Origin of the sequence: Deinococcus cellulosilyticus NBRC 106333 = KACC 11606, assembly GCF_007990775.1 — a bacterium.
Lineage (GTDB): Bacteria > Deinococcota > Deinococci > Deinococcales > Deinococcaceae > Deinococcus_C > Deinococcus_C cellulosilyticus.
Map to the genome: position 1 here is coordinate 309329 of NZ_BJXB01000001.1, position 13220 is coordinate 322548.

Below are 13220 nucleotides of genomic sequence, written 5' to 3' on the forward strand. Positions count from 1 at the left end.
GGTCGGGTTTCAGGGAAGGAGCACCAGTTTTCCCCTCACATGTCCTTTCTCCATGACCCGGTGTGCTTTTGCAGCATCTTTCAGGGGGAAAGCCTCCTGAATGTGGACTTTCAACTGGCCCTTCTCGTAAAACTGCACCAGTTGCTCCAGACGTTCCAGGGAACGTTCCGATCCCACCCAGGCAATGCCAAGTTGTCTTGCCAGCGGATGAAAGGCCAGTGTTCGGATGCGTTCGGGGTTCTTTGTCACCTTCAAGGAAACCCTCAGTGCCTCTTCGTTGCCGACAGCAACAAGTGAAGCTGTCACCCCCTGTGGGGCGAGTTCCAGCACCCTTTCCGCCAGACCTTCTCCGTGGCTCACGGGTTCTGTCCCCAGGCTTTGCAGGTATGCGTGGTTGCCAGGACTTGCTGTGCCAATCACCCTGGCCCCTCTGGCTTTTGCCAGTTGCACTGCAAAACTTCCCACCCCTCCTGCAGCGGCATGGACCAAGAGCACATCTTCTGGCCCCACCTGCAAAGCGTCCAGGGCGGTGAGGGCGGTCTGACCAGAAGCGGTCAGGGCTCCTGCCTCTTCCCAGGGCATCTGGGGGGGTTTGTGGGTGAGGGTGGCTTCTGAAACCAGCACATGCTCGGCGTAGGCGGCAAGAACCACCCATCCCAGCACAGCATCTCCAGACTTGAATCGGGTGACCTCATCTCCAATTTTTTCGACTGTGCCAGCAAACTCGTTGCCGATCTTCTGGGGAAATGAGGCTGGATAACGTTCGGCCATCAGGCCCTTGCGAAACTGCACGTCAAAAGGTTGCACCCCTGCCGCCCTGATCCTCACCAGAACCTGATTCGCAGAGGGTTCTGGAACAGGAAATGTGTGCAATTGAAGGACATCTGGGTCTCCGTACACATGGAACACAATGGCATGGCTGGTCATGGTGGCTCCTTCTGGGCTCAAACCCGTTGGTTGACCCCAGTATCATTCAATCAATTGATTGAAAAACAGGACTGCCCTTACAATGAAGGGGTGAGAAGGCGAAATGCGAAAAAAGAAGAGGTGGCCCCTCTTCCTGAACAGCCAGAAACCACGGGAAGCACCCAGGAAGATGCCCGCGAAAGGCTCTTGCAGGCCGCCCTCCAGGAATTTGGTGCGAAAGGGTATGCAGGTGCCCGCACCGCCCGGATTGCTGCTGTTGCAAAGGTCAACCCGCAACTGATCTCTTATTACTTTGGTGGAAAGCGTGGCCTTCTCGCAGCCCTCAGAACCCGCTGGATGGACACCGAGGAAACCCTGGTCCCACCTGCCTCTGGCTACAGAGCAGCCCTGGAGAAATATTTCGAGCTGACCCTGCAGCATCCCCACTGGGCCAGACTGGTGCTCTGGCAGTCTCTTGATGATGAGTTCACTGATCCGGACAGTCCAGAAGACCACCTGCAGAACCTGCGAAGCCATTACGAGCACGCCATCAGCAGAACCATCCAGAGGCAGCAGAATGGAGAGATCACCTCAGAGGTGGCCCCTGAGTTTGTGCAACTGCTGTCCCATGCGCTGGCTTTTGCTCCGGTGGCCCTGCCCCGAATTGTGGAGGGCATTCTGGGGCACACCCCAACTCCAGAGGAATACCAGAAATGGTGCATCGATCAACTGATGAAACTGCTCTCCGGGTCAGAACAAGCCTGATTTTTGTTCACTGAAAAAAGCAAGGTAGGATGGTCCAACCATGAAACTCTTGAGATTTGGCGAAGCAGGACAGGAAAAACCCGGCCTTCATGACGGACAGGTCATTCGTGACCTCAGTGCGGTGATTTCGGATGTACACCCCGCGACACTGGGCGATTCTGCCCTGCAGAAATTGCGTGACCTGGACCCTTCCAGCCTTCCCGAAGTGCCAGGAAACCCCAGAATCGGTCCCTGTGTGGCTGGAGTGGGCAAGTTCATCTGCATCGGGCTGAATTACAAGGACCATGCGGATGAAACGGGCGCAGCTTATCCAAAAGAACCCATCATCTTCATGAAGGCGACCAGTGCCATTCAGGGGCCCCATGACACCCTGCTGATTCCCAGAAACAGCAGGAAGACCGACTGGGAAGTTGAACTGGGCGTGGTGATTGGCACGGCAGGCAAATACATCCCTGTCGAAGAGGCCCTGAACCATGTGGCAGGATACTGCACCGTCAACGATGTCTCAGAAAGAGAATTCCAGATGGAACGCGGAGGCACCTGGGACAAGGGCAAGGGCTGCGACACCTTTGGTCCCATCGGGCCTTATCTGGTGACCCGCGATGAAGTGCCTGACCCCCAGAACCTGAAGTTGTGGCTGGAAGTGGACGGTCACCGCTACCAGGAGGGCACCACTGCCAACATGATCTTCACTGTGGCCGAACTGGTCAGTTACGTGAGCCAGTTCATGTCCCTCCAGCCCGGAGACATCATCAGCACCGGAACCCCTGCTGGAGTGGGGCTGGGACAGAAACCAGAGCCTGTCTACCTGAAAGAAGGTCAGACCCTCCGGCTTGCTGTGGAAGGCCTCGGAGAGCAGGTCCAGAAGGTGGCCCAGGATGCCTGACTGGGTCGGACACGGACTGACCATGCCGCTGTGCCATGTGTTCTGGATCTGGCGTGACGGTCAGTCGGCCCCCAGGTCCTGCTGGGTTTCCAGCACCCACTCTGAGTACACCCCTTCCAGAAACCCCCGGATGGGTCGTTTTTCCGTTCGGGCCTGTGCAATGTCGTAATCCCAGTTTGCATTCGGGTCCAGCACGAAAGCGCCCCCGGGGGCCAGGATGCTCTCTTCCCATCCCAGCAGGAAACGCAGGCGTTTGACATGGTTCCAGAGGGCCTGCCCGGCTTTGCGGCGGGTGGTGGGTTCATCACGGAAGAGGGCATCCTGCAGGCTGTCCAGGGTGTCCTGTCCTCCTTTTTCAAGAAGGCGAACCAGAAGCTCTGCAGGTTTGCTGGAAGGCTTGAGGGGGATCGGGCGACCATTCACCCGTACCCTCAGCACGCCCTCTGCCTGAACCTGCACGGTGTAAGCTTCACGAATGGGGAAGACAGGAACAGCAGGAAAACCTCTGGCCTCTGCGAACTGAAACAGCCCCTCAAAACACCTGCGGTCCTCCCGGAGGTGCCACTGGCTGAAGTCGATTCTGGACAGGCAGACCTGTGCTTTTTCAGGTTCTCCTCTCAGTCGGTGCAGTTCTGCAAAGACCAGCAGGGCCACCTGGGCAGAGCGCAAACCTGTGTTCAGGTCGATCCGGGCTGCTGCCCCTTCTGCTCCATTCCAATCCTGCAGTCTCAGGTGGGCAATGGCCATGTCTGCATGCAGCCAGCAGGATTCCTGCACCAGATGGGCTTCTTTCAGGTAAGCCAGCCCTTCAAAGGACTGCCCGGCCTGAATCAGGGTGCGTCCGATTCCCCACAGGGCCTGCTCTCTGTCCTCGTCTTCAATGGCGGCTTTCAGGGCCTGGCGGTAACAGCTGAGGGCACGGTTGAGTTCTCCCAGGACGCGCCGGGCAGATCCGAGTCCGCGCAGTGCGGAGGCCAGAAAGTCTTTTGCTTCCTGTCTGTGTCGAAGCTGTTCCAGCTCCAGAAAATGCCGCTCTGCTTCCTCGGTGTGCAGGCCCATGGAGGTGATTCCCAGGTTGTAGCGCAACCATGCATGATAGTGCGCGTCATGCCTGAGGTAGGGCAGGGCTTCAGACCACAGGGTACGGGCCTGCTCGACGTTCTTGACCCTGCTGTGGTGGCTTCCCTGCTCCATGATGCAGATGCCCAGAGAAGGTCCAGTCAGGTGCTGTCTGGCCTGCATGAAAAAAGGTTCCCACCCTTCATGCCCCAGCATGGAGAGGGCCTCTCCAGTGACCCTCAGCCGCATCCCTTCAAACCATCCTGACACCTGACCTTTAAGGGTCTGCGTCAGGTGCAAGGCTTTTTCGATGTTTTCAGGTTTCTGGTTGTACAGCAGGGCCCACGCCTCAATGGCCCGCAGTGCAGGTGAGGGCTGCGCATGTTCAGAAAACCGCTGCAGAAACCCCAGATACTCGCTCTGTTTTCTGGCCCTGCACAGCACAAAAGCGTACTGCTCAGCAATGGGCAGCGCATACAACATGTTTTTGGGCAGCTTCTGGAACACCGCCTCATTGAGCAGGGCAAACTCACTTTGCTTCTGGGCTGTGTCCAGCAGGATTTGCAGGGTCTGGGAAGACAGCTCAGGCTGCAGGGCCTCCCAGAGCATCTGTGCGCTGTTCAGGGTGGTGGTGAGGGCATCGGGATGGAGCGAACGCGACATCTGTTGTCATTGTAGCCATTGTCTGCCTGGTCAGACCAAAAGCGGGAGGTTCTCTGGGAACGGGAGCCTCCCGTGTGAAAGCCTTTCAGACCGGTGTGATGCCCAGATGCCTGTCCAGGACTTGAGTGTACTGGTTCTTGTTGCGGGCACCCACCATGACCTCTACAGGCTCACCGTCTTTGAAGAGGATCACGGTGGGGAGGTTCATGACCCTGTATTTGAGGGCCGTTTGCTGGTTGTGGTCCACATTCAGCTTGGTGGTCCTGATCTGGTCGTCATAACTTTCCGCAAGTTGCTCAATCAGGGGCCCAATGAAGCGGCAGGGGGGGCACCAGGGGGCCCAGAAATCCACCAGGGTGTAGCCGGTCTGGATGTGGCTTGCAAAGTTTTCATCGGTCAGCTCAATTGCTTTTCCCATGCCCGCAGTGTACGCCTGAGGCTTTGGATTTTCAAGATGAGGTATAGATCAAAAAACAAAGTCATATATCTTGTATCTAAATGCGAAACCCGTCTGCCTTGCAAGAGACAGCAGATCAACCTCCAGGGACATCCATCAGGACAGATGGAGGAGCCCAGGGCAAACAGCTTACCCCCCTTCATCCGCCAGAAACCCCATGTGGAAGAGGGCAAGGTCGGACTAAAATTCAGCTGAAACCGGAGGCCCTCATGCTGAATGTGTTTGAAGTGGCAGATGTGCTTGTGCAGCACATCCGCCAGACCTGTGCTGAAGACATCGCTCTGGTGGCATACTATGGCTCTTACGCCCAGGGAACGGCCACCCTGAGGTCGGATCTGGACTTTTTTTTCATCCCTGCAACCGAGAAGGGATACCGGCAGTCATTCCAGTTTGTTGTGGAGGACATTGCTTTCGATTTCTGGCCCATTTCCTGGGAACGCGCAGACAAAATGGCCCGTTTTGAGGAGGGCTTCACCACCCTGATTGCCGACAGCGTGGTGATTCACGTGCGTTCAGAGCACGATCACCAGCGTTTTCTGAAATTGCGGGAGCAGATTGCAGAACGTCAACAGCCAGACAGTGGACATCCCTTTGAGGCACTGGCCCGGCAACACATCAAACAGGTTTTTGAGCCCCTGTACCAGCTCAGGCAGCAGGCTGAAAAGGAGAATCTGGCTGGCTGTGTTGATGCTGCCGCTCAAATTCTGTCTGTGGTTTTGCAGACCCTGGCCCTCCTGAACCGCACGTATTTTCGCAGAGGATGGGGAAAAAACCTGGATCAGGTGCGTGCATTTGTCCAGAAACCCGGGGATCTGGAGGTGCAAATCACGCGGATCATGGAAGCCACCCAGCCTCAGGAGGTTCAGGAACACTGTGAGGGACTGGTGCAGGACACGCTTGACCTCCTCATCAGGGCACATCCTGCAAAGCAGAAAGGGTGCCCTGACCCCTCCCGGGTCACTGGATGGTTTGAAGAAGCCTGTGGTGTGCTGGACAAGTTGCTGACCGCCTGTGAAATGGGAGACCACCAGACCCTCTTTTTTTACCTTGCGCACATCCAGCAAGAAACCTTCCAGATGCTGGGTGCATTGCATCTGGGAGAGTGGAAGGCAGACCTGGGCAGAGGTCTCTACAGGGAACTGCAGTTTCCTGACCTGATGCCCCACCTGATTCAGAGGGATTTCTATGGGCTCCATCATGGCATCGAAAACCTGAAAAAGCAGCTTGAACAGCATCTGGTGCAAAGTGGCGTGACGGTTCACCGCTTCCCTGGGATTCGAGCTTTGCAGGAAGCCCTGAAGTTGAGGACCTGATTCAGGTGGGTGAAAAGAGGCAGGTGGCGTTCTTGTTCTGATGTTTCACCAGATACATGGCCTGATCTGCACATTTCTGCAAGCCAGAGGCAGTCGAGGCATGCTGAGGATACAGACTGATCCCAATGGAGGCAGACACCTGCGCTGCAGTGCCACAGAGCTGCAGCGGAATTTCTATCTGCTCCCTGATTTTCTCTGCGACCTGCAGTGCACCCGTTTCGTTGACTTCCGGCAGCAGGACCATGAATTCGTCTCCTCCCAGACGGGCCACGGTGTCGCTCTGGCGCAACACAGAGCGCAATCTGCAGGCAATTTCAATCAGCAATTCATCTCCAGCGTCATGCCCGAGGGTGTCATTGACCTTCTTGAACCCATCGAGGTCCAGCATCAGCAGAGCGAAGGACTCCTGATTGCGGGAAGCCCGCAGCAGGGTTTGCTGCAAACGGTCCTCAAACAGGGTGCGGTTGGGGAGCCCGGTCAGTGGGTCATGGTGGGCCATCTGCAGCAGTTTCTCATGCAACCTGCGCTGCTCCAGGGCAGTGGCTGCAATGTTTGCCAGAGATTCCAGCCAGTCCACATCCTCTGCGCTGAGGTCCGGTTTGTCAGGCTGTGCAATCATGGTCAGCGTCCCAAAAATCCGGGCTTCCGTCTGGATGGGAAGGACCACAATGCAGCCACAACCGCTGGCTTCCCTGTGTTCTTGCACGGTGCTGCTCTCTCGGGCATCTGTGGTTTCCTTGCCCGAGTAGGCCATTTTGCGTTCACGCATCACCCAGCCGGTCAGCCCGTCTTTCAGTTCCTGCAAGGTCGGATGGACCACCGAGTCATCAAAATCCCCCTCGTACACGTAATGCTTCACTGCGCTCATGTCCTCACTGAAGGTGATGAGAAGGCTCCTGAAGGCCCGCAGCACTGTGCAGGGTTCCAGGGCAATCTGCCGCAGGATGTCCAGGTCGGTGCTGGCACTCGCCAGGGTGCGGGTGATGGTGTAAAGGGCACGGGTGCGCTGCATGGCAGCGCGGTCAGGGAGGCAGGTCACAGCGTGGGCCTGAAGATCGCCCGGCAGGGCAGAGGCCAGCACCCCGACCACCTGGTCGTTTTCCCAGACAGGCTGAATTCTGAAGAGGTAACATTGCTGGTCCAGCACCAGCGCACAGTCTGTGCTGTGCCCCTGCAAGGCCATCTGGTGGGCTGTGAGGGCCAGGCTGTTGTTGCTGTTCCTCAGGAACTCGGCCAGGTTTGTGCAGGACTTCAGGGCCTCACAGCCCACCACGTCCCGGATGCAGAGGTTGAGGTCGGCTGTCCAGCCCAGAAATCCTGCAGTTTGCAGCAGGTGGGCCAGGATCAGGTCAACTGGACGGACGACAGACATACCGTCCAGTATGACCTTGTGGCTGTCACACCACTCTTCTTCAAGTGTTGAGAAGCTTTAACAGATTTTGCAGGTGTTCGATGTGTGCATCTTCCCATTCGCTCCTGTCTGGCACGCCAGGAATGATGTGACGGTGGTAGCTGACTGCCCGGTGGAGTTCACCTGCCCTCACAGCCTTCTTGTGCAGGATGCGCAGTTCTTCCAGGGGCAGCAGGTCGGTCCAGTGCTCCAGATAACTGTCGATCAGGGACTGGTGGGCTGCAGGATCTTCGCTTTCCAGCAGGTATTCGCTGTTCAGGTCCAGAAAGGGATGCCCGAGTGCCCCATCGCTCCAGTCCAGAAACGTGAGGCTGTCCCCTGCAGAGATGACATTCCCGAGATGCAGGTCCCCGTGAATCAGGGTGGTGGGGATGGGGCTGTTGTGCAGGTCATCCAGAAGCTGTTCCAGCCCCGGAAGGGCAGTTTTGAGGGTTTGCTGTTCTTCTGCAGAAAGCAAGTTGCGGATGCCCAGAGCAGCATCATCTGCAAAGAGTTCCCGCACCTGCTCTTTCAGGACCTTGCATCTGCGGTCCAGGCAGCCCACCTCCAGCAGGTGTTCGTGGTGGTGTTCGGTTTGCCTCTGCACTGTGGCAAACAACTTCACTGCAGAAATGGCTTTGTCTGGTCCCACCGGATCATTGCCTGCCCCTGCCATCAGGAAACGGTGATGCTCAGGGTCAAGGGCCAGCACTTCAGGGGCTGCTCCGGCATTGAGGGTATGCAACCACGAGGTGAGCAGACCTTCCCGTGCAAAAAAGGCCGGAACCTGCTTCAGATAGACCGGACCTTCCGAAGTGGGAATCCTGTACAGCACACTGATCTGCCAGGCTTTGATCATCTCGGGTTGACCAGTGCGGGACCGTCCCAGGGCCCCCAGCACCTGATCGGTCCAGTTCAGGGCCTGCTCCATCCAGCCTCTGGCTTGCCAGGGGACCAGTGGACTGGGCTGCAGGGCTCTCTCTGCAAGGGGCTGCAGGTCTTCTGGAAGTTCATCAGGGCTTGCCCAGAAAAAGCCTTCTGGGGCTTCAGGGGACGCGGCCACCAGAGCGAACACATAATGGACGTTCCACTCGTTCTCTGCAAGTTGCTGCCGATTCAGGCTGAGCCTTTGCAGGTACACCAGAGGCCCACAGGAGGCAAAAATGCTTGAAACCAGATTGCCCATGTACAGGCTGCTGGAATGCTCCCTTTCAGGGACTTTCCCGTCCTGCAACAACACCAGATCTCTGGTGGGATGCAGAATGAGGGCACGGGCAAAAAAATGGAGGGTGGGCTGATCGGACATTTCGCCCATCATGCTCAGGTTGCCTTTGGGGCTGCAATCGGGGAAATGGCCCTCAGCTTTCAGGCTTACTGGAGCGGTCAGCGGTCAGCCATCAGCGCTTTTGCTGTGGATTCTGGATGTGTGAAACCATTCAATGCCCCGAGAAGATCTTTGTAAGTCCAGCGGACCTGAGGTTTTTGCTGACTGCTGATGGCTGACCGCTGAAAGCTTATAAGATGTTCGGAAGTGAGCCCGCAAGAATCCCTTCCCATCTCTGACCTGATCCCTGATCTCAAATTGACCCTGCAGAAGACCTCCACGGCGATTGTGGAGGCCCCTCCTGGCGCAGGGAAGAGCACCGTGCTTCCGCTGGAACTGCTGAATGAGTCCTGGCTGGAAGGCCAGAAAATCCTGATGCTGCAACCCCGCAGGCTTGCCGCGAAGGCAGTGGCGGCCCGCATGGCAGACCTGCTGGGTGAGAAGGTTGGTCAGACGGTGGGTTACCGGGTGCGTTTCGAGACCCAGGTGTCCAGCGTCACCCGCATTGAGGTGGTCACTGAGGGCATTCTGACCCGCATTCTCCAGAGTGATCCTGAACTGTCTGGAATCGGCCTGATCATTTTCGATGAGTTTCACGAACGCAGCCTGCAGGCCGATCTGGCGCTCGCCCTTTCCAGAGAGGTGCAACAGGTCCTGCGTGAGGACCTGAAACTCCTGATCATGTCTGCAACGCTGGACGGTGAGGGGTTGTCCCGGCTGCTGGACGACGCCCCCGTCTTGACCAGTGCCGGTCGCAGTTATCCCGTTGCTGTCCGTTACCTGCCCAGAGACCTGGATGGACCCCTGCCTGCCCTGACGGCAGGGGTGGTGTCCAGAGCCCTGGATGAGGAATCTGGAGATGTGCTGGCGTTTCTGCCGGGAAGCTGGGAAATCCAGCGAACCCTGTTCATCTTGCAGGAGCGCCATCCGCAACTTTCCCTGCATGCCCTTTATGGGGAACTTCCGCAGGCTGAGCAGCAGGCCGCCCTGCTTCCTGACCCACAGGGCCGCAGGAAAGTGGTGCTGGCCACCACCATCGCCGAGACCAGTTTGACCATTGAAGGCATTCGGGTGGTGATTGACAGTGGGTACACCCGCATTCCCCGCTTTGATCCCAGAACAGGTCTGAGCCGTCTGGAAACTGTGCGGGTGACGCTGGACGCGGCAATCCAGCGTGCAGGCCGTGCAGGCCGTCTGGGTCCAGGGGTGTGTTACCGGATGTGGTCGGAGGTCACCCAGAACCAGTTGCAGGCGAGCCGTCCACCCGAAATCATGGAGGCTGACCTTGCTCCTCTTGTGCTCGATCTTGCCCAGTGGGGCGTGAAAGATCCGGCAGCCCTCAGCTGGCTTACACTCCCTCCAACTGCTGCCCTCAGGCAGGCCAGGGATGTGCTGGAGAACCTGAGGGCCATCTCTGGGGGCACCATCACCCCGAGAGGGAAATCCCTGCTGAAGTACCCCACCCACCCCCGTCTGGCCCACCTGCTCATGGAAGGAGAGGCTGCAGGACAGGGTGCACTGGCAGCAGATGTGGCAGCCCTGCTGGAAGAACGGGACCCCTTGCCCAGAGACACTGGATCAGACCTGTACATGCGGGTGGAGGCTTTAAGGCGCTGGAGGGCAAAGCAGGGAACAGAGGGGGACGTTGCTGCCCTGAAACGCACCGAACGTCTGGCCCAGCAGTGGCGCAGGCTTCTGAAGGTGCCTGAGGAAAACACCCGCCCCACCCACGAACAGCTGGGCCTGATGCTGGCCTGGGCCTACCCAGAGCGGGTGGCGAAACTCAGGGAAGGGGAACACCTGAGGTACCGTCTGGCCAATGGCCGGGGTGTGCGCCTGAAAGAACATGATCCCCTGCAGGGAGAGCCCTGGCTTGCTGTGGCCCACCTGGACTCCGGCACCGACGAAGGGCGCATCTTCCTGGCCAGCATCCTGAACATCTTCGAGCTCAAGGCAGATTTCCGGGAAGTGGAAACCGTAAGCTGGGACAGCCGTTCCGGGACCCTGGTGGCCCGCAAGGACACCCGTTATCTGGAACTGGTGGTGGAAAGCACCCGCATCTCCCACATCCCGGAAGAGCAGCGCATCCAGGTGCTCTGTCAGGCCCTGCGCTCGGAAGGCCTGCACCTCCTGTCCTGGAATGAGACCAGCCTGCAATGGCAGGCGAGGGTGCAAAGCCTCCATCTGTGGCGCACCTCAGAAGGCTGGCCGGATGTCTCAGATCAGGCACTGCTGGACACCCTGGACTCCTGGCTTGGGCCTTTCCTGCAGAATGTGCGAAAGCGGGATGACTTTCAGAAGCTGGACCTGCCCAGCATCCTGACCGGGCTCCTGCCCTGGGATCTGGCTTCCAGGCTGGATGACCTGGCCCCCCCCAGGCTGGAGGTGCCCAGCGGTTTCAAAGTACAGCTGCAGTACTTCAAGGACGGCAGCACCCCCGTTCTGGCAGTGAAACTGCAGGAGATGTTTGGGTTGCTGGACACCCCAAAAGTGAATGGTGGACGCACCCCTGTGCTGCTTCACCTGCTCTCTCCGGCCAGGCGTCCGGTGCAGGTGACCCAGGACCTCAGGAGTTTCTGGCAGAACACCTACCCCGAGGTGCGCAAGGAACTGCGCGTCCGTTACCCCAAACACCCCTGGCCAGAAGACCCCTGGACGGCAACCGCAACACGTGGGGTCAAACGAAGGGACCCTTAAAGCTCAAAAAGTGCTGAAGCCCGTTCCAGCGCACTTCCCCAGGGACGGACAGGCAGGGTCTTCAGGGAGAGGCGTTCGCATTCGGTTTTGAGCCACTCGCCAAAAAGCCAGCTTGCACGGGCGCGCCCGTGCTGGTCTCTGCCTTCCCGTTGCTGGTAATTCATGCGGATCTGGTCCTCTTCTTCGGTGACAAAGAGTGCCCTGACCCTCCCCAGCGCAGGAACACCATCAAATTCTGCTTTTACAGCAAGTTCTGGCAGTAGAAAATCCCCTTCGATCACAATGGAAGTTCCTGCTTCCAGATGGTGCGCAATCACGGCCTCAATGGCAGGAGAGAAATACTCCCGTGCAACCCGCACAAAATGCTCGACCCGCTGGCTTTCGGGCCACTGGCTGAACTCCTCCCAGTGGGTCCTCCAGAAATGCAGCAGAGGGGCCTGCTCCGGGGTGAGCATCTTTTCCAGCACCGCCTGAATGTCATCCACCTCAAAGACGCTGAGTTGCAGATGCTTTGCCAGAGGGTAACTGAGGCTGGATTTTCCGGTGCCGCTCGGGCCTCCGATCAGGTAAATGCGTGTTTCAGAGGGTTTCATTTTGTTCCTTCAAATGCTGGTGCTGCTCCAGCCAGAACAGGGCTGTTTCTCCATCCTGGTTGGCATGGTTCAGGTCTGCGCCTGCAGCCTGCAGCAGGGTGATCATTTCTGTGCGGTCACACACGGCAGCCCAGATCAGGGCAGTGTTGCCCTTCTGGTCCTGGTGGTGGATGTCTGCCCCTCTGGAGAGAAGCACCTGCAGGGTTTCCAGATGGCCCCGCATGGCCGCAAACATCAGGGCGGTCAGACCGAACACTTCCTCGTGCTCCGGGTCTGCTCCGGCATCCAGCAGCATGTCCACAATCCGGGCGTGTCCACTGTAGGCCGCATAAATCAGGGGGGTGTTGCCCAGGTGGTTCTGGATGTGCACATCTGCTCCAGCGTCCAGCAGGACCTTCACGGTGGCCTGGTGTCCTCCGTAAGCCGCATAGAGCAGGGGGGTGTTTCCGATGCCGTTTTGTTCATTCACCCTTGCCCCGTGTTGAACGAGGAAAGCTGCACCTGCAGCATTGCTGTTCTGGCCTGCAAGCACCAGAGGGGTGTTTCCGTGGGCATTTTTCACGTGCACGTCTGCTCCTCTGAACAGCAGGTGTTGCATCAGGGGAAGGTTGGCGTCTCTCGATGCAAAAAGGAAAGCCTGATCGGTGGTGTAAGACATGGAGCCTCCAATTTCGCTGTATGGTAGGCGTTTCAGGGTGTTTCAACAATCGACCGAAAGGCCTAGCCACGTCCTCCTGTTTTCTGGATACAATTTTGAGAACAGAAAGGACCCGCATGCCACAACTGACCCTGACATTGCTTCCAGAACACTTCAAAATCCTGCAGTTCCCCCCAGAGACCCCACTTCCTGCTTTTCCCAGAGGCTCTTTTGTCACCGTGACCGTCAATGCGGAAGAAGTGTCCATCGTCTGCCCACAGAACGTGGAACTGGACGCTCCACAGGTGAGCCTGGACTGGAGGTGCTTCAAGTTTGAAGGCCCCTTTGCCTTTGACCAGACGGGCATTCTCAATGCTGTGACTGGTCCTCTGGCTGTTGCAGGTGTGGGCATTTTTGCGGTGTCCACCTACAACACCGATTACCTGATGGTGAAGTCCCACCAGCTGGAAGTGACCATTGATGCCCTGAGACAGGCAGGCCATCAGGTCTGACACCCATTTTTTAGATAA

12 protein-coding genes are annotated in these 13220 nt (G+C 57.8%); 5 read left to right on the forward strand and 7 right to left on the reverse strand.

Features of this window, described 5'->3' with window-relative positions; all coding sequences use genetic code 11:
- Nucleotides 1–9: 9 nt before the first annotated feature.
- On the reverse strand, nt 10–927 hold the full coding sequence (locus DC3_RS01325; protein ID WP_146881779.1) for an NADP-dependent oxidoreductase: 918 nt from the start codon (nt 925–927) through the stop codon (nt 10–12).
- A 90-nt stretch (nt 928–1017) separates the two neighbouring features.
- On the opposite strand from DC3_RS01325, the gene DC3_RS01330 reads away from it, so the two are divergent.
- Both DC3_RS01330 and DC3_RS01335 read left to right on the forward strand, forming a co-directional pair.
- Nucleotides 1018–1671, forward strand: a complete 654-nt coding sequence (locus tag DC3_RS01330; protein ID WP_222594670.1) for a TetR/AcrR family transcriptional regulator — start codon at nt 1018–1020, stop codon at nt 1669–1671.
- Between the two features lie 40 nt (nt 1672–1711).
- A complete protein-coding gene (locus DC3_RS01335; RefSeq protein WP_146881781.1) occupies nt 1712–2557 on the forward strand; it encodes a fumarylacetoacetate hydrolase family protein in 846 nt (281 codons plus the stop codon).
- 60 nt (nt 2558–2617) lie between these two features.
- Here DC3_RS01335 and DC3_RS01340 read toward each other — a convergent pair whose 3' ends face one another.
- Both DC3_RS01340 and trxA read right to left on the reverse strand, forming a co-directional pair.
- Complete coding sequence (locus tag DC3_RS01340) at nt 2618–4279, reverse strand: tetratricopeptide repeat protein (RefSeq protein WP_146881782.1); 1662 nt, start codon at nt 4277–4279, stop codon at nt 2618–2620.
- Between the two features lie 85 nt (nt 4280–4364).
- Nucleotides 4365–4697, reverse strand: a complete 333-nt coding sequence (gene trxA, locus DC3_RS01345; protein ID WP_146881783.1) for a thioredoxin — start codon at nt 4695–4697, stop codon at nt 4365–4367.
- Nucleotides 4698–4945: 248 nt separating this feature from the next.
- Between trxA and DC3_RS01350 the strand changes: the two genes are divergently transcribed.
- Nucleotides 4946–6049, forward strand: a complete 1104-nt coding sequence (locus DC3_RS01350) for a kanamycin nucleotidyltransferase C-terminal domain-containing protein (RefSeq protein WP_146881784.1) — start codon at nt 4946–4948, stop codon at nt 6047–6049.
- Between the two features lies 1 nt (nt 6050).
- Here the strand turns inward: DC3_RS01350 and DC3_RS01355 are convergent, their stop codons facing one another.
- Nucleotides 6051–7421: a sensor domain-containing diguanylate cyclase gene (locus DC3_RS01355; RefSeq protein ID WP_146881785.1), complete on the reverse strand. Its 1371-nt coding sequence runs from the start codon at nt 7419–7421 to the stop codon at nt 6051–6053.
- Between the two features lie 40 nt (nt 7422–7461).
- A complete protein-coding gene (locus DC3_RS01360; RefSeq protein WP_186815757.1) occupies nt 7462–8745 on the reverse strand; it encodes a phosphotransferase in 1284 nt (427 codons plus the stop codon).
- A 225-nt stretch (nt 8746–8970) separates the two neighbouring features.
- Here DC3_RS01360 and hrpB point away from each other — a divergent pair, with 225 nt between their 5' ends.
- Nucleotides 8971–11460, forward strand: a complete 2490-nt coding sequence (gene hrpB, locus DC3_RS01365) for an ATP-dependent helicase HrpB (protein ID WP_146881787.1) — start codon at nt 8971–8973, stop codon at nt 11458–11460.
- Here hrpB and DC3_RS01370 read toward each other — a convergent pair.
- On the reverse strand, nt 11457–12053 hold the full coding sequence (locus DC3_RS01370; RefSeq protein WP_146881788.1) for a hypothetical protein: 597 nt from the start codon (nt 12051–12053) through the stop codon (nt 11457–11459). The genes hrpB and DC3_RS01370 overlap by 4 nt on opposite strands.
- A complete protein-coding gene (locus DC3_RS01375) occupies nt 12040–12711 on the reverse strand; it encodes an ankyrin repeat domain-containing protein (RefSeq protein WP_146881789.1) in 672 nt (223 codons plus the stop codon). Before DC3_RS01375 ends, DC3_RS01370 begins: the two co-directional genes overlap by 14 nt.
- 116 nt (nt 12712–12827) lie before the next feature.
- On the opposite strand from DC3_RS01375, the gene DC3_RS01380 reads away from it, so the two are divergent.
- Complete coding sequence (locus tag DC3_RS01380) at nt 12828–13202, forward strand: ACT domain-containing protein (protein WP_186815758.1); 375 nt, start codon at nt 12828–12830, stop codon at nt 13200–13202.
- Nucleotides 13203–13220: the final 18 nt, after the last annotated feature.

Excerpts from the sequence above, each read along its gene's own strand:
- DC3_RS01325 (WP_146881779.1), bottom strand. The coding sequence starts at position 927 with ATGACCAGCCATGCCATTGTGTTCCATGTGTACGGAGACCCAGATGTC.
- DC3_RS01335 (WP_146881781.1), top strand. The coding sequence starts at position 1,712 with ATGAAACTCTTGAGATTTGGCGAAGCAGGACAGGAAAAACCCGGCCTT.
- DC3_RS01340 (WP_146881782.1), bottom strand. The coding sequence starts at position 4,279 with ATGTCGCGTTCGCTCCATCCCGATGCCCTCACCACCACCCTGAACAGC.
- trxA (WP_146881783.1), bottom strand. The coding sequence starts at position 4,697 with ATGGGAAAAGCAATTGAGCTGACCGATGAAAACTTTGCAAGCCACATC.
- DC3_RS01350 (WP_146881784.1), top strand. The coding sequence starts at position 4,946 with ATGCTGAATGTGTTTGAAGTGGCAGATGTGCTTGTGCAGCACATCCGC.
- DC3_RS01355 (WP_146881785.1), bottom strand. The coding sequence starts at position 7,421 with ATGTCTGTCGTCCGTCCAGTTGACCTGATCCTGGCCCACCTGCTGCAA.
- DC3_RS01360 (WP_186815757.1), bottom strand. The coding sequence starts at position 8,745 with ATGTCCGATCAGCCCACCCTCCATTTTTTTGCCCGTGCCCTCATTCTG.
- DC3_RS01370 (WP_146881788.1), bottom strand. The coding sequence starts at position 12,053 with ATGAAACCCTCTGAAACACGCATTTACCTGATCGGAGGCCCGAGCGGC.
- DC3_RS01375 (WP_146881789.1), bottom strand. The coding sequence starts at position 12,711 with ATGTCTTACACCACCGATCAGGCTTTCCTTTTTGCATCGAGAGACGCC.
- DC3_RS01380 (WP_186815758.1), top strand. The coding sequence starts at position 12,828 with ATGCCACAACTGACCCTGACATTGCTTCCAGAACACTTCAAAATCCTG.